The organism is Cupriavidus sp. 01L43 (genome assembly GCF_056399925.1).
Window position 1 is genome coordinate 151,632 of record NZ_JBFTSH010000019.1, and the last position, 15,657, is coordinate 167,288.

Sequence of the window (15,657 nt, forward strand, 5' to 3'; positions counted from 1 at the left end):
CGCTATTCTGAAGCAATGTTGACGCTATCCGACTTCGATTTTCCCCTGCCGCGCGAGCTGATCGCGCAATCCGCCCTGCCCGACCGCAGCGCCAGCCGCCTGCTCGTGGTGGAGCGGACCGCGCCGGAAGACCGTGCCGACGCCGTGCGTCTGGTCGACCGCGCGTTCAGCGACATCCTGGACTACCTCGGTCCCAACGACCTGCTGGTCTTCAACGACACCCGCGTGATCAAGGCGCGCTTCTTCGGCCAGAAGCCGAGCGGCGGCCGGGTAGAGGTGCTGGTGGAGCGCGTGGTCGACAGCCATACGGTGCTGGCGCAGGTGCGCGCGTCGAAAACGCCCGCCGAGGGCAGCCAACTGCACTTGGCCGACGATGCCTTCGTCGTGACGGTGGGGCCGCGCGTCGACCAGTTCTTCACGCTGCGCTTTCCCGCGCCCGCGCTGGACCTGATCGAGCAATACGGCCGCCTGCCGCTGCCGCCCTACATCACGCACGATCCCGACGCCTACGACGAAACCCGCTACCAGACCGTCTATGCCCGCAACCCGGGCGCCGTGGCGGCGCCGACGGCCGGGCTCCATTTCGACGACGCGCTGTTCGCGCGGCTCGATGCCAAGGGCGTGCGCCGCGCGTTCCTGACGCTGCACGTGGGCGCCGGCACGTTCCAGCCGGTGCGGACGGAGAATCTCGCCGAACACAAGATGCACGCGGAGTGGTACGCCATCACGCCCGAACTGGCCGAGGCGGTGCGCGAGACCCGCGCGCGCGGCGGCCGGGTGATCGCCGTGGGCACCACCTCGCTGCGCGCGCTCGAATCCGCCGCGGCGGCGGACGGTACGCTGGCCCCGCACAGCGGCGACACCGACATCTTCATCACGCCGGGGTACCGCTTCCGGCTGGTCGATGCTCTGATCACCAACTTCCACCTGCCCAAGTCCACGCTGCTGATGCTGGTCTCGGCGCTGGCCGGCGTGGAGGCCATCCGCGCCACCTATCGCCACGCCGTGGATCAACGCTACCGCTTCTTCAGCTACGGCGACGCCATGCTGTTGACCCGCCTGGACTGACCTGAGACCCGCCAAATGCTCGATTTCGAACTGCTGACCACCGATGGCAACGCCCGCCGCGGCCGCGTCACCCTGAACCACGGCGTCGTGGAGACGCCCATCTTCATGCCCGTGGGCACCTATGGCTCGGTCAAGGCCATGTCGCCGCTCGAACTGAACGAGATCGGCGCGCAGATCATCCTCGGCAACACCTTCCACCTGTGGCTGCGCCCGGGGCTGGACGTGGTGGAGGCGCATGAGGGCCTGCATCGCTTTGTCGGCTGGGACAAGCCCATCCTGACCGATTCAGGCGGTTTTCAGGTCTTTTCACTCGGAGAACTACGCAAGATCACCGAAGATGGGGTCACGTTCGCGTCGCCGGTGAATGGCGACAAGCTGTTCCTGTCGCCCGAGATCTCGATGCAGATCCAGCGCACGCTGAACTCGGACATCGTCATGCAGTTCGATGAGTGCACGCCTTATGAGATCGATGGCCGCCCCGCCACGCATGACGAGGCCGCGCGCTCGATGCGCATGAGCCTGCGCTGGGCCAAGCGCTCGCGCGACGAGTTCGAGCGGCTGGACAACCCGAACGCGCTGTTCGGCATCGTCCAGGGCGGCATGTTCGAGGATCTGCGCGACGAGTCGCTGGCCGGGCTGTCCGAGTTGGACTTCCACGGCTACGCCATCGGCGGGCTGTCCGTGGGCGAGCCCAAGGAAGACATGATGCGCGTGCTGGAGCACGTGGGCCCCCGCCTGCCGGCCAACAAGCCGCACTACCTGATGGGCGTGGGCACGCCGGAAGACCTGGTGGCCGGCGTGGCCTCGGGCGTGGACATGTTCGACTGCGTGATGCCGACCCGCAACGCCCGCAACGGCTGGCTGTTCACCCGCTTTGGCGACGTGAAGATCCGCAACGCGGCCCACCGCAACGATCCGCGCCCGCTGGACGAGACCTGCGGCTGCTACACCTGCCGCAATTTCTCGCGCGCCTACCTGCACCACCTGCACCGCGTGGGCGAAATCCTCGGCGCGCGCCTGAACACGATCCACAACCTCTATTACTACCTGGAACTGATGCGCGAGATGCGCACGGCTATCGAGGAGCACCGCTTCGAGCCGTTCCGGCGCCAGTTCGCCGAGCACCGCGCGCGCGGGACCAAGTAGGCGCCGCTTGAGAATGTTCTGAAAACCAGACAACCTAATGAACTTCGGGCGGTGGCATGGTCGAATGTTGGCGGGTGTCTGCAACGTCTGGAAAAGGACGTGCAAATCACCCCGAACAAACCCGCAATTCGAACCTAGAATGCTCTGGCGGGACAAACACGGGTGATAGAATGCCCGATTCCCTGATTGACCTTTGTGACGGAGAAGTAACGTGCTGATTTCCAACGCTTTTGCCCAGACTGCCAGCGCCGGTGGCGCGGCGGGTGGCCTGATGAGCTTCCTGCCCATCATCCTGATGTTTGCGGTGCTGTGGTTCATCATGATCCGCCCGCAAATGAAGCGCCAGAAGGAAGCCAAGGCGATGATGGAAGCGCTGGCCAAGAATGACGAAGTCGTCACCGCCGGCGGCATCCTGGGCCGCGTGGTCAAGGTCAACGAGCAATACGTGGTAGTGGAAATCTCCGAAGGCACCGAAGTCACCGTGCAGAAGAATGCCGTGACCACGGTGCTGCCGAAGGGCTCGCTGAAGTCGCTCTGACCGGGCCCGCCGGGCGCCACGCATGCGGCGCCTGAACCCGCCTGATTTTCCCGGCATGTTCGTCAGCACGGCTGTTCATCTTGCCGTGCGCATGCCCCAGCAGCCGCCTGAACCAGCCCGCGGGTCCATACCGGACCCGGCCAGGGCTGCCAGGCGGCTGTTTGCCAACCGGTCCGGCCGGATCGGCGCGCCCCCCGCGCGCCCGTCGGCCACGCCAACCGCAATGACTGGCCAGAGATGAATCGTTATCCGCTTTGGAAGTACATCGTGATCCTGGTGGCCCTGGCCATCGGCATCATCTACACCCTGCCGAACTTCTTCGGCGAGGCCCCGGCCGTGCAGGTCTCGTCCGCCAAGGCCACCGTCAAGGTCGACCTGTCCATGCAGAAGCGCGTGGAAGAGGTGCTGGCGCAGAGTCAGCTCCAGCCTGACGGCGTGTTCTTCGACGTGTCCGGCCAGTCCGGCTCGGTCAAGGCGCGTTTCCGCACCACGGACGAGCAGCTCAAGGCCAAGGATGCGCTGACCCGGGCGCTGAACCCGGATCCGGCCGACCCGACCTACGTGGTGGCGCTGAACCTGCTGTCCGGTTCGCCGCGCTGGCTGACCGCGATGCACGCGCTGCCAATGTACCTGGGCCTGGATTTGCGCGGTGGCGTGCACTTCCTGCTCCAGGTGGACATGAAGGGCGCGGTGGACAAGAAGCTGGACAGCCTGTCCGGCGATGCTCGCACCCTGCTCCGTGACAAGAACATCCGCCATGGCGGCATCGACCGCGACGGCGCCCGCCTGATCGTGCGCTTCGGCAGCGCCGCCGATGGCGACCGCGCGCGCGCCGTGCTGGCCGACAGCCTGCGTGAACTGTCGTTCACGATGGACGGCAACAACGTGGTCGGCACGTTCACCGAAGCGGCCCGCAAGGCCGTGCAGGACGCCGCCGTCAAGCAGAACATCACCACGCTGCACAACCGCGTGAACGAACTCGGCGTGGCCGAGCCGGTGATCCAGCAACAGGGCGCGGACCGCATCGTGGTGCAGCTTCCCGGCGTGCAGGACACCGCCAAGGCCAAGGACATCATCGGCCGCACGGCCACGCTGGAGGCCCGCCTGGCCGACAACGACGCGCCGCGCAACCCGCGTCCGGGCGACCCGGTGCCGTTCGGCAGCGAGCTGTTCACCCAGGGCAACGGCGCGCCGGTGGTCCTCAAGAAGCAGGTGATCTTCACCGGCGACCGCATCGAATCCGCCTCGGCCGGCTTCGACCAGAACCAGCGCCCGTCCGTCAACATCAAGCTCGACGCCCAGGGCGGCCGCGTGCTGCGTGACGTGTCGCGCGAGAACATCGGCAAGCCGATGGGCATCGTGCTGTTCGAGAAGGGCAAAGGTGAAGTCCTGACCGTGGCGACGATCCAGTCGGAACTGGGTTCGAGCTTCCAGATCACGGGCTCGTACTCGACCGAGGCGGCCAATGACCTGGCGCTGCTGCTGCGCGCCGGCTCGCTGGCGGCTCCGATGGACATCATTGAGGAACGCACGATCGGCCCGTCGCTGGGCGCGGACAACATCCAGAAGGGCTTCGACTCCGTGGCCTATGGCTTCGGCGCCATCGCCGTGTTCATGGTGCTGTACTACATGCTGTTCGGCATGTTCTCGGTGGCCGCGCTGGGCGTGAACCTGCTGCTGCTGATTGCCGTGCTGTCGATGCTGCAGGCTACGCTGACGCTGCCGGGCATCGCCGCTATCGCGCTGGTGCTGGGCATGGCCATCGACGCCAACGTGCTGATCAACGAGCGTATCCGCGAGGAGCTGCGCTCGGGGGCCTCGCCGCAGATGGCCATCGCGGTCGGTTTCGACCGCGCGTGGGCCACCATCCTGGACTCCAACGTGACCACCCTGATCGCCGGCCTCGCGCTGCTGGCCTTCGGTTCGGGCCCGGTGCGCGGCTTCGCGGTGGTGCACTGCCTGGGCATCCTGACCTCGATGTTCTCGGCGGTGTTCTTCAACCGCGGCCTGGTCAACCTCTGGTACGGCCGCAAGAAGAAGCTCCAGAGCGTGGCCATCGGCCAGATCTGGAAGCCGGACACCGAAACGCCGGTCGCCAAGTAAGCACGGACACATCAGGACAACATCATGGAATTTTTCCGCATCAAGCGCGACATTCCGTTCATGAAGCACGCGTTGGTCTTCAACGTGATTTCCTTCCTGACGTTTGCCGCGGCTGTCTTCTTCCTCTGGCAGAAGGGCCTGCACCTGTCGATCGAGTTCACCGGCGGTACGGTGATGGAGGTGACCTACTCGCAGGCGGCCGACCTTGAGAAGATTCGGGGACAGGTCGGCAAGCTCGGCTACACCGACGTGCAGGTGCAGAACTTTGGCACCTCGCGCGACATCATGATCCGTCTGCCGCTGCAGAAGGGTCCGGACGGCAAGCCGGTGACCTCGGCCCAGCAGAGCGAGCAGGTCATGGGCGCGCTGCAGGCCGCCACGCCGGACGTGAAGCTCCAGCGCGTGGAGTTCGTCGGCCCGCAGGTGGGCAAGGAACTGGCCACGGATGGCCTGCTGGCGCTGCTGTGCGTGGTGGCCGGCATCGTGATCTACCTGTCGTTCCGCTTCGAGTGGAAGTTCGCGGTGGCGGGCATCATCGCCAACCTGCACGACATCGTGATCATCCTGGGCTTCTTCGCGTTCTTCCAGTGGGAATTCTCGCTGTCGGTGCTCGCGGCGGTGCTGGCGGTGCTGGGTTACTCGGTCAACGAGTCGGTCGTGATCTTCGACCGGATTCGCGAGAACTTCCGCAAGTACCGCAAGATGACCACGCACGAGGTCATCGACAACGCGATCACCAGCACGATGTCGCGGACCATCATCACGCACGGTTCGACCGAAATGATGGTGCTGTCGATGTTCTTCTTCGGCGGCCCGACGCTCCATTACTTCGCGCTGGCCCTGACGGTGGGTATCCTGTTCGGTATCTATTCGTCGGTGTTCGTGGCTGCGGCGCTGGCGATGTGGCTGGGCGTGAAGCGCGAGGACCTGATCAAGGGCGAGAAGAAGCCCGGCGATACCAACGACCGCAACGACCCGAACTTCGGCGCGCAGGCCTGACGGCTGCTGGCACGCTGGAAACGAAAAAGGCGCCCGAGGGCGCCTTTTTCGTTGCTATGCCGCAGGCTTAGTCCGACAGCTGCTCGATCCACACCGCGAGGCGGTCCGAAGCGAACGTCTCGGTCCGCACGCCGGCGCGTGCCGAGATGGCATCGGCCTCGCGCTGCAACTTCAGCGCGCCACCGGCTTCCTCGATCCATAGCAGAACGGCCAGCCAGTCGGCGTGCCCGGCCGAAACCACCTCGCCCACCGGGTTGCCAACGAACTCGCCGAGCACCGACGGGGCCAGCCAGGTCACAGTATCGCCGTCGCGCCGCACGGCGCCGTCGCCCAGCGTTTCGGCGAGGACCGCCACCGCGTCGGCGGCACCCTTCCCGGCCAGACGACCTCGCAATTCGACGAGCCGCTTGCCCACTGCGTGGCCGAACGTGCCGCTGCGCTGGCTCTCCGCGCCGACCAGATCGGCGTAGTCCAGGCGTTGCCAGTCAGGTTCCGCGTTGCGCGCGCCAGCCAGCGAGGTGCCGGCGAGATAGGTTTCCACCGGCTGGAAGCGGCCCGGCCCGATCAGGCTCGCGCACAACGCCTGCACCATGCCGACCCGCGTGGCCACGGTCTGCTTTTGCAACACCGACAGCTTCTCGCGCAGCAATTGGTCACGCTCCTTGCGCAGCCCGGCCAGCTCCAGCGCCTGCTTCAGCTCCATGCGCAGCGCGGTGATATCCCACGGCTTCTTGATATAGCGATGGATCTGGCCCTGGTTCACCGCTTCCACGGTCTGGTCCAGTTCCGAATAGGCCGTGGTCAGGATGCGCACAATGTGCGGGTAGCGCTCGCGCGCGTAGCGCAGCAGTTCATTGCCATACTCGCCCGGCATGCGCTGGTCCGAAACCAGCACGGCGAGGCTATCGGCATGGGCGTCGAGCAGGGCCTTGCCCTCCTCCACCGAGCCGCCGGTCACCACCGGAGCCAGCTGGCCAATGGCGCGCTGGAAGTATTTGACGGCCGTGGCCTCGTCATCGACGAACAGAATCGCCGGGGGTGCCTGCGTAGTATTCAGTTCGCTCATCGATCACTCCTGTGCATACGATTCTTGAAATTTGGGAAATCGAGGGTAACGGTGGTGCCGGCCCCGGTTGCCGACGCAATGCGGATGCCGCCGCCGAAAGACTGCATCACGCGGTTGCAGAAAATCATGCCGAGGCCGCTGCCGCCGGCCGCCGCGTGCGTCGTGACCGGGTCCACAAGCAGCCGGTCCATCACTTCCGGGGGAATGCCGGGACCATTGTCAGCAATACGGATCTCGGGGCGCTCGCCAGCCACCACCACGAAGCGCAGCGCCGGCGTGGGCACGTCGCCCAGCGCCCGCAGCGCGTTGCTCATGACGGACGACAGCACCAGCGCCACGCAATTCGGCAGCGTCGGCACCGGAAAATCGCCATGCAGCTCAACTTGCACCCAGTCACGTTGGTTATCGGCAAAAGGATAGGTATCCAGTAGCGATGCCACCAGCGCGCCCGCGCTGACCTCCTGCCCGACGCCCGGCTTGGGCGCCACGGTGCCCGCGCTGCTGCGCACGGACTGCAGGAACGACGACAGCACTGCCAGGCAATACTGGGCGTTGTCATGCATCGCACCGGCCGCATGGCCGATCTCGGCGTTGCGCTGCGGGCTGTACTCGCCCGCCACGCGCGAGCCGATGCCGCGCGCGAAGTTGGCGATGGCCGCCAGCGGGGTGTTCAGCTCATGGGCCAGGAACGCCAGCGTCTCGTCGATGGCCATCAGGCGCTGCTGACGGACCGCGCGTTCCCGGTGGCGCTCGCCGGCCAGCCTCAGCACGTCGCGGATCTCGGCCACGGCCAGCGGCTTTTCCAGGATGCGGAAGACCTCGCCGCTGTTCACGGTCTTCAGCAGCATGTCCTTGTCGGCATAGGCCGTCACGAGCAGGCGGACGATGTGCGGGTATTCCTGCGCCACCTGGCGCAGCAAATCACCGCCATCACGCCCCGGCATGCGGAAATCGGTTACCAGAATGGAAATCTGCGCGTGATGTGCGTGCAGCACCGCCATGGCGGCATCGGCGCTGGTGGCCGACAGCACCTCATATTCGTTGCCGACGGCCCGCGCGAAGTATTTGCACGCCATCTCTTCGTCATCGACGTAGAGCACGGTCGGGCGCGGCTGGCTGGTATCGCTCATTGCCCCCTCACTCCGCGCGCGGCAGGTCGAAGCTGAACGCGGCCCACTGGCCCAGTTCGCTCTCGGCAAACAGCACGCCGCCGTGGCGCTCGACAACCGCGTAGCTGATCGACAGCCCGAGGCCAAGCCCCTGGCCCACCTCGCGGGTGGTGAAGAACGGCTCGAACACGCGCGCGAGATGCTCCGGCGCGATGCCCGGCCCGTTGTCGCGTACGGCCACGTGCATCCGCCCATCGGTCCACTTCACCGTGGTGTGGATGGCAGGCTGCTGCGTGCCGGCCTTTCGCATGGCCAGCGCGGCATTCGAGAAAAGGTTGATCAGCACGCCGATAATGGCCGCTTCGTCGCCCATCACCAGCGTATCGTCCGGCAATTCGCGCGTGACCTTTACGCCGCGCAACTCGTGCGCGGTCAGCCGGACCGATGAGTCGAGCGCCTTCTCGAACAGGAACGGGGTGCCCTCCACCTCGGCCCCCGGCTTGCGGTAGGCGAATGTCTTCAGGTCGGAGACGATATGCTGGATGCGCTGCATGCCCTGCTTGGCATCGACCAGGCATTCCTCGAGGCCCGGCTCGTTCTTGGTGACCGGTTCCTCCATGGCCACCTCGATCGCCATCAGGCAGAAGTTCACCGGATTGTTGACTTCGTGCAGCAACCCCGCCGCCAGCGTACCGATGGCCGCCATCTTCTCCTGCTGGAGCATCTGGCCCTTGATATCGACCAGCTTGCGGTTGATGACCTCGAGTTCGGTGTTCTTGTCAGCCACTTCGGCCTTCAGGCGGAACAGCATGAAGCGCGCCCGTTCATTAAAGAACGTGTACACGCCACTGGCCGCCGCGGCAAAGAGCAGGAACAGCGAATTGACGATGAAAGTGCCCATCGGCTCGACGCCGCCCGAGTGCAGCAAACACGCCGCGGCGTAGAGCAGGTACGAGAGCACGCCGAAGACGAGGTTCTGCCAGAGCCCGAACGGCAGCGCGATACCCGAGGCGAAGATCGCCAGGTTCAGGCCCACGTAGTACGGCGACTCCACGCCTTCGGTCTGCGAGATCATCCACGCGATCATGACCTGCGGCAGCAGCAGCCACGACATCGTCAGCCACGGCGCGAAGCGGCGGCCGGCGTTGCTGTACAGCGCGACGATCACCCCGGCGATCAGCAGCGACACCACGATCCGCGCCACGGCGAATGGCAACTGCTTGTCCGGATACTGGCCGTAGTCGAGCCCTACGCCCAGCAGCACCAGTACGATGGCCGTGTAGGCGCCGCCCCGGCTGAACGCCAGGCGGAAGTCGGCCAGTTCGGACTGGTAGCCGGCGTACAGCTCGTTGCCACGCGCGGCCGGGGCGGACGGCGCCGCCTCGGCGTCACTGGATAGCGGCTTCGGCGAAGACATTGACGCCGGTTTCATCGACATAGAGTCGGTGGGCATTCGAGTTCTCCGGCAGCAGCGAGGCCATACTGGCCTCGTCGCGGTAGATCAGGTACCACTCCAGCAGGTGCTCCATCCCGAACTTCTCGGGGTTGTCGGAGTGGACATTCGTAACCAGCAGGTTGCCGCCCGGGCGCGTGCGCGAGGCGAAATAGGTCAGCAGCCGCGCGCAGACCTTGTCCGACAGGTAGTCGAACAGCCCGGCGCAGTACACGGCGTCGAACGTACGCGTGGTGGGGTCGTCGGGCGAGATGCGGCGCTTGAGCAGGTCATGCACCGACTGGTGGACCATGTCGACGGACACCTTGTGCCCGGCCGAAGCCGCCGAGCGCTCGATGGAACTGCGCGTGTAAGCGAGCGTTTCCTCGCTGAAATCCACGAGCTGGAACGACAGCAGTTCCGGATTCGGATACTCGCGCACGAAGCGCTGGATCTCGAACGCCGGCCCGCAGCCCACGTTCAGCACGCGGAACGGCCGGCCTTCGGCGCGCGCGCGCTCGGCCTGGCGGGTCAGGTAATCGACCAGCAGGTCGATCCGGTTGCGGTGCGCGGTGGCCACCGCCGCCTTCAGAAACGCCGTGTTGACGATCTGGAAGTACGTGGTCGGCCCCTGTTGCGGGTCGCTCAGGATCTGGTTGACCATCTCGTAGTCGCCGGCATAGCCGAGCGGCTTCGTAAATGTCCGATAGACGAACGGGGCTCGCAGCAGCAGCGGGTGCAGGGCCGCCTGGGCGTAGGTACGGTGCACCGGGGCGATCTCGGGGTCCACCTGCTGGGCCTCGCCCTCGAGCCAGTCCAGGTAGACCTTGACCTTGCCCATCAGCGGCACGGCCAGCTCGTAGAACACGTCCTCGCGCAGGCGCCCCTCGGTCTTCGGCAGCGACTCGGTCAGGTCCACCTGCTCGACCCAGCGCGACACCTCCGAGAGATACGCGCGCATCTCGTTGACCACGATCTGGTAGTCGCGGCGGATATTGAAACGGGTGTCCCAGTCCTGCACGAAGAGTTCGGCTTCGCGCGCGACCGATTTCGGTGCGTCGTTGACGTCGGTCAGCTCGCGCCATTCGTCGATCAGCGTCAGGGAGACCACGGCGGTCAGGCCGGTATTCACCAGGCTCATGACCACGGCCTTGCCGAGGTAGGCGTTCTTCGCCCCCATCCGCACGCTCAGCTCACTGAGCACCTCGCTGACCTGAACGATCGAGTAAGGATTGTAGATTTCCATCACCAGCGACTTGCGCTGGAGATTGATGATCGTGCCCCGCACCTGCTCGCCCTGCGAGTTGCGGAAGCTAACTACCGGATCGATTTGCGTTTTGGAGTACACGGTATCGCGCCAGGGAAATCCAGGGAACGCTGCGGGCCGGGGCACCCGAAGGGGCCGGCCGGGTACAGCTCAGGCAAGAAGCTTGCGGCGGGGATACCGGAATCAGGGAATGCAGCCAATACTCATAACAATGCGCGTGACCGGTTATGGGGCAGACGCACGCCAGGAATGGCAGGCGCGGCGCCCCCGAAGGTGGGACTGCGGCGAGCCATTGTACTGTGGCTGTCGGAAACCATACAACATTGCTTCCGCGCCATGAAGAGGGGTATCGGCAGGAACGAAAAAAAGGGCCGGCATGTTGCCGGCCCTTCGCGTCTTGTAACAAACGCCTGACTTAGTCCGCCTTGACGGCTTCCACCTGGATCGCCAGCTTGACGTCCTGTTTGAAACCGTACTTCGCGCCGTAGTCGATGCCGAAGTCCGCGCGGTTGAACTGGCCCACCGCATCGGCGCCGCATGCCTCGCGCTTGAGCATCGGGTGCTCGATGCACTTGAACTGGCGGATTTCCAGCTTCACCGGCTTGGACACGCCGCGCAGCGTCAGCACGCCATCCACTTCGGTCGGCACGTCGCCCTTGAACTTCGAGAACTTGCCCTTGTACGTGGCTTCCGGGAAGGCCTGCACGTCGAACATTTCCGGGCCCTTGGCATGCTCGTTCAGCTTGGCGTTGCCGAAGTCGATCGACGACGGGTCGATCTTGATCTCGACCGTGCCGGCCTTGGCCGCGCGGTCCAGCGTGACCACGCCGGTCGACTTGTCGAACTTGCCGCGCCAGTTGGACAGGCCACCCAGGTGGTCGGCCTCGAAGCTCGGGTAGGTGTGGGTCGGGTCCACGTTGTAGGTCACGGCATTGGCCATGGCGGCGCCGGCGGCCAGCGTGGCGGAGGCAGCGGCAACAGCCGCGAACAGGGTGCGCATCTTCATGTCTGGGTCTCCCGTCAAAAGGTTGGAGAGGAAAGTCGAAATACGGCTAGGAATCGATGGGCGGGCACAGGGTCCGCCTCAACCCTTCTTCGCCGGGGTCACGATGTGGAACTTGATCTGCACGTCGTCGGCCACCACGGAAGTGTCCTTCCATTCGCCGTCGCCGATATTGAACACGGTGCGCTTGATCGGCAGCACACCGTCGAACACCTGCCCTGCCGCGTCCTGCTTGTACGTGGCAGGCACCACCACGTCCAGGGTCTTGCCCTTGATGGTCAGCTTGCCGGTCACATCGTACTTGCCGGCCGCGCCGGCCTTGATGGCGGTGGACTGGAACACGGCCTTGGGATACTTGGCAGCGTCGAACCAGTCCTTGCCCTTGACCTCCTTGGTGGTCTCGGCATCGCCGATCTCGAAGCTCGACACGTCGATTTCCACCTTGGCGGACGACGTGGCCAGCTTGGCCGGGTCGAAATCGACCGTGGCGTCGAATTTCTTGAACTTGCCTTCCATCGGCACGCCGATCTGCCGCGCCGTGGCGGTGACGGTGCTCTTGGCTGTGTCGATCTGCGCCCAGGCCAGGTTGGCGGCCAGGCCGGCCGTGGCCAGCGCGGCGGCCACGACGATGGCGCCAGGACGGGTCATGCGTTTCATCGGTGCACTCCTCTCAGGAAAATACGATGTCATTCAGCGCAGGAACGGAATCATCCGGGCGAGCGTGCCGTCGCGGTCGATCACCTGGTGCTTGATGGCGGCGGCCGCGTGCAGCAGCACGATACCTGCCATCAGGTAGTTGAGCCAGGCGTGGGCGGCCTGCAGGATCGGCTTGAGCGTGGTATTGGCCTCGATCAGTACCGGCATCTTCCAGAGACCCAGGTAGACCACCGGCACGCCGGCCGATAGGCTATAGAAGTAGCCGGTCAGCGGCACCACGATAATCAGCACATACAGCAGATGGTGCGCGGCGGCGGCGGCGCGGGCCTGCCAGGCCGGCGTGCCGGCCGCCACGGGCGGTGCGGCGTGGGTAGCGCGCCACAGCACGCGCAGCACGGCCACGGCGAAGATCGTCACGCCGAGCCATTTGTGCCACGAGAAGAGCTTGAGCTTGGTCGGCGTCAGGCCCGGAATGCCGGTCATGTACAGACCCAGCCCGAACGCCGCGAAAATGCCGAACGCGATCAGCCAGTGCAGGCCGATGGCGGTCGCCGTATAGCCATTGGCACCATTGCCGCCGCGACTGCGCGCGACGCTGTGCACCCCGTATGAAGTCATGTCTGTGAATCCCTTCGATTTTTCTTATAGCGATCGTCCGGACCGGCCATCGGCCAGCGGGGGCTTGTGTCGCCCTACCCTGCTGGCAGGAATTCTCGCATTATTGGCATTCGTCCGTGCGCTATGAGATGCGGAACTTCATGAAGTCGTTCAAATGATTTGATGTGACGCATTGCCGCAGGGGCGAAAAAAAGGGCCAGCGCAATGCCAGCCCTTCTTTCCCGTCGATTCAGATCCCTTCCGGGTCCGCCTGCGTCGTCAGATCTTGTTCGCCAGTTCCACGGCCTTGCCGATGTAGCTGGCCGGCGTCATGTCCAGCAGCAGTTGCTTGGCATCGTCCGGAATCGCCAGGCCCGACACGAAGGTCTGCAGCGCCTCGCGCGAGATGCCCTTTCCGCGCGTCAGCTCCTTGAGCTGTTCGTACGGGTTCGGCACGCCAAAGCGGCGCATCACGGTCTGCACCGGCTCGGCCAGCACTTCCCAGCAGTTGTCGAGGTCTTCGTTCAGGCGTTCCGGATTGGTTTCCAGCTTGCCCAGGCCGCGCAGGCAGGCCTCGTAGGACAGCAGGCTGTAGCCGAACGCCACGCCCATGTTGCGCAGCACGGTGGAGTCCGTCAGGTCACGCTGCCAGCGCGAAACCGGCAGCTTTTCCGAAAGGTGGCGCAGCACGGCGTTGGCCAGGCCGAGGTTGCCTTCCGAGTTCTCGAAGTCGATCGGATTGACCTTGTGCGGCATCGTCGACGAGCCGATCTCGCCGGCCTTGGTCCGCTGCTTGAAGTAGCCCAGCGAGATATAGCCCCACACGTCGCGGTTCAGGTCCAGCAGGATCGTGTTGGCGCGCGCGATGGCGTCGAACAGCTCGGCCATGTAGTCGTGCGGCTCGATCTGGATGGTGTACGGGTTAAAGCTCAGGCCCAGGCGCGACTCGATCACCTGCTTCGAGAACGCTTCCCAGTCGAACGTCGGGTAGGCCGACAGGTGGGCGTTGTAGTTACCCACCGCGCCATTCATCTTGCCGAGCAGTTCCACGCGCTGGATGCGCTCGATGGCGCGCGCCAGGCGGGCGGCCACGTTGGCCATTTCCTTGCCCAGCGTGGTCGGGCTGGCCGGCTGGCCGTGCGTGCGCGACAGCATCGGCTGGGTAGCGTTGGCCTTGGCCAGTTCCACCAGGCGGGCCTGCACGCGCTGGAGCGTGGGCACCAGCACGCCGTCACGGGCGCCCTTGAGCATCATGCCGTGCGAGGTGTTGTTGATGTCTTCCGAGGTGCAGGCGAAGTGGATGAATTCGCTCGCGGCCTCCAGCTCGGCGTTGCCCTTGACCTGTTCCTTGAGCCAGTACTCCACGGCCTTGACGTCGTGGTTGGTCACGGCCTCGATGTCCTTGATGCGGGCGGCGTCGGCTTCGGTGAAGTTCTCCACCAGTGCCTGCAGCTTCGCCTCGGAATCGGCCGAGAACTTCGGCACGTCCGGCAGGCCGGCCTGGGCCAGGGCGATCAGCCAGTTGACCTCGACCTTCACGCGATTACGCATGAAGGCCGCCTCGGAAAGCCACTCGCGCAGCGCGTCGGCCTTGGCGGCATAACGGCCATCGATGGGAGACAGTGCGGTGAGCGGCGAAAGGGATGGGGTGGACATGCTGGCAACCGGGAGAAAGAGGGAAGACGGGTTTCCGCGGGGGCGCGGTAACCATGCGAAGACTGGCGAGGCGGGCGGCTTCAAGCGACCGATGCGCCGCACGGGGCGAGCCGCCGGGCGCGCCATCGGACCTGCCGCCGGCACGCCACAAAGGGCTGGCCGGCATCGCGCAACGCGGGATTTTACCATCGCCCACCGCGCCTGTGCGGCGCGCCATGGGTCAGGCGACACAGAGCGTGCGAAGCGCCGCATTGACACGGCATCCGCGGGCCGGCGCGGGTATACTCGCGCTCGCCGTTCCAGTAGCCTGTTATGAAGTCCATCGACATGCCGCCCGCCAGGGCGCCATGGCAGCCACAGAGCGCCGATGCACTTCATAACAAGCTCAAGGGGAGAACATGAAGCTGTATGCGTCCCACACCAGCCCGTACGCGCGCAAGGTGCGCGTCGTGCTGGCGGAAAAGAAGGTCGACTACCAGATGATCGAGGAGAACGTCTGGTCGCCCGCGACCATCATCGGCCAGTTCAACCCGCTCGGCAAGGTGCCCTGCCTGGTCATGGAGGATGGCGGCGCGGTCTTCGATTCGCGCGTGATCGCCGAATACGCCGATACGCTGTCGCCGGTCGGCCGCCTGATTCCGCAGGGCAGCCGCGAGCGCCTCGAAGTGCGCTGCTGGGAAGCCCTGGCCGATGGCCTGCTCGACGCCGCGCTGCTGGTCCGCCTGGAAACCACCCAGCGCGAAGAGGGCCAGCGCAGCGAGTCATGGGTCAAGCGCCAGCGGACCAAGATCGACGCCGCACTGGGCGCGATGTCTTCCGGCCTGGGCGACCGCCCGTGGTGCACCGGCATCCATTTCACCCTGGCCGATGTGGCCGTGGGCTGCGCGCTGGCCTATCTGGATTTCCGTTTCCCGGACATCGCCTGGCGCGAGCAGTACCCGAACCTCGCCGCGTTCCAGGAAAAGATCGAGAAGCGCCAGTCGTTCATCGACACCGCCCCGCCTTCGGCGGGTTGA

General features: G+C 65.4%; 14 protein-coding genes. 6 read left to right on the forward strand and 8 right to left on the reverse strand.

Translation table 11 applies throughout. The annotated features are described in order from the left end of the window. Positions 1-15 precede the first annotated feature (15 nt). The 5 genes from queA (at position 16) to secF (ending at position 5,854) form a co-directional block, all read left to right on the forward strand. Complete coding sequence (gene queA, locus AC1DP9_RS24320; RefSeq protein ID WP_477108706.1) at positions 16-1,068, forward strand: tRNA preQ1(34) S-adenosylmethionine ribosyltransferase-isomerase QueA; 1,053 nt, start codon at positions 16-18, stop codon at positions 1,066-1,068. Between the two features lie 15 nt (positions 1,069-1,083). After that, positions 1,084-2,214: a tRNA guanosine(34) transglycosylase Tgt gene (gene tgt, locus AC1DP9_RS24325; RefSeq protein ID WP_092298860.1), complete on the forward strand. Its 1,131-nt coding sequence runs from the start codon at positions 1,084-1,086 to the stop codon at positions 2,212-2,214. Between the two features lie 211 nt (positions 2,215-2,425). After that, a complete protein-coding gene (gene yajC / locus AC1DP9_RS24330; RefSeq protein ID WP_092298857.1) occupies positions 2,426-2,752 on the forward strand; it encodes a preprotein translocase subunit YajC in 327 nt (108 codons plus the stop codon). A 237-nt stretch (positions 2,753-2,989) separates the two neighbouring features. Continuing rightward, positions 2,990-4,855, forward strand: a complete 1,866-nt coding sequence (gene secD, locus AC1DP9_RS24335) for a protein translocase subunit SecD (protein WP_477108707.1) — start codon at positions 2,990-2,992, stop codon at positions 4,853-4,855. Positions 4,856-4,879: 24 nt separating this feature from the next. Next, a complete protein-coding gene (secF, locus tag AC1DP9_RS24340) occupies positions 4,880-5,854 on the forward strand; it encodes a protein translocase subunit SecF (protein WP_092298851.1) in 975 nt (324 codons plus the stop codon). 67 nt (positions 5,855-5,921) lie between these two features. Here the strand turns inward: secF and AC1DP9_RS24345 are convergent, their stop codons facing one another. From AC1DP9_RS24345 to purB, 8 genes are all read right to left on the reverse strand, one after another. Next, a complete protein-coding gene (locus AC1DP9_RS24345; RefSeq protein WP_477108708.1) occupies positions 5,922-6,920 on the reverse strand; it encodes a response regulator in 999 nt (332 codons plus the stop codon). Next, positions 6,917-8,050 (reverse strand): hybrid sensor histidine kinase/response regulator, encoded by a 1,134-nt coding sequence (locus tag AC1DP9_RS24350; protein WP_092298845.1) that lies wholly within the window; start codon positions 8,048-8,050, stop codon positions 6,917-6,919. The genes AC1DP9_RS24345 and AC1DP9_RS24350 overlap by 4 nt, the downstream gene beginning before the upstream one ends. A gap of 7 nt (positions 8,051-8,057) precedes the next feature. Further along, positions 8,058-9,446, reverse strand: coding sequence for a sensor histidine kinase (locus AC1DP9_RS24355; protein ID WP_255370932.1), 1,389 nt, complete (start codon positions 9,444-9,446; stop codon positions 8,058-8,060). Continuing rightward, the gene (locus AC1DP9_RS24360) at positions 9,418-10,809 is read right to left on the reverse strand and encodes a class I SAM-dependent methyltransferase (RefSeq protein ID WP_092298842.1); all 1,392 of its coding nucleotides are present in this window, start codon (positions 10,807-10,809) and stop codon (positions 9,418-9,420) included. The genes AC1DP9_RS24355 and AC1DP9_RS24360 overlap by 29 nt, the downstream gene beginning before the upstream one ends. Positions 10,810-11,143: 334 nt before the next feature. Then, entirely contained in the window at positions 11,144-11,734 is a 591-nt protein-coding gene (locus tag AC1DP9_RS24365) for a YceI family protein (RefSeq protein ID WP_092298839.1), read from the reverse strand. Positions 11,735-11,812: 78 nt separating this feature from the next. Further along, positions 11,813-12,388, reverse strand: coding sequence for a YceI family protein (locus tag AC1DP9_RS24370; protein WP_092298836.1), 576 nt, complete (start codon positions 12,386-12,388; stop codon positions 11,813-11,815). Positions 12,389-12,421: 33 nt separating this feature from the next. Beyond that, on the reverse strand, positions 12,422-13,006 hold the full coding sequence (locus AC1DP9_RS24375; RefSeq protein WP_441592270.1) for a cytochrome b: 585 nt from the start codon (positions 13,004-13,006) through the stop codon (positions 12,422-12,424). A 258-nt stretch (positions 13,007-13,264) separates the two neighbouring features. After that, positions 13,265-14,641: an adenylosuccinate lyase gene (purB, locus tag AC1DP9_RS24380; protein ID WP_477108709.1), complete on the reverse strand. Its 1,377-nt coding sequence runs from the start codon at positions 14,639-14,641 to the stop codon at positions 13,265-13,267. A gap of 398 nt (positions 14,642-15,039) precedes the next feature. Between purB and AC1DP9_RS24385 the strand changes: the two genes are divergently transcribed. Continuing rightward, positions 15,040-15,657, forward strand: a complete 618-nt coding sequence (locus tag AC1DP9_RS24385; RefSeq protein WP_092298827.1) for a glutathione S-transferase C-terminal domain-containing protein — start codon at positions 15,040-15,042, stop codon at positions 15,655-15,657.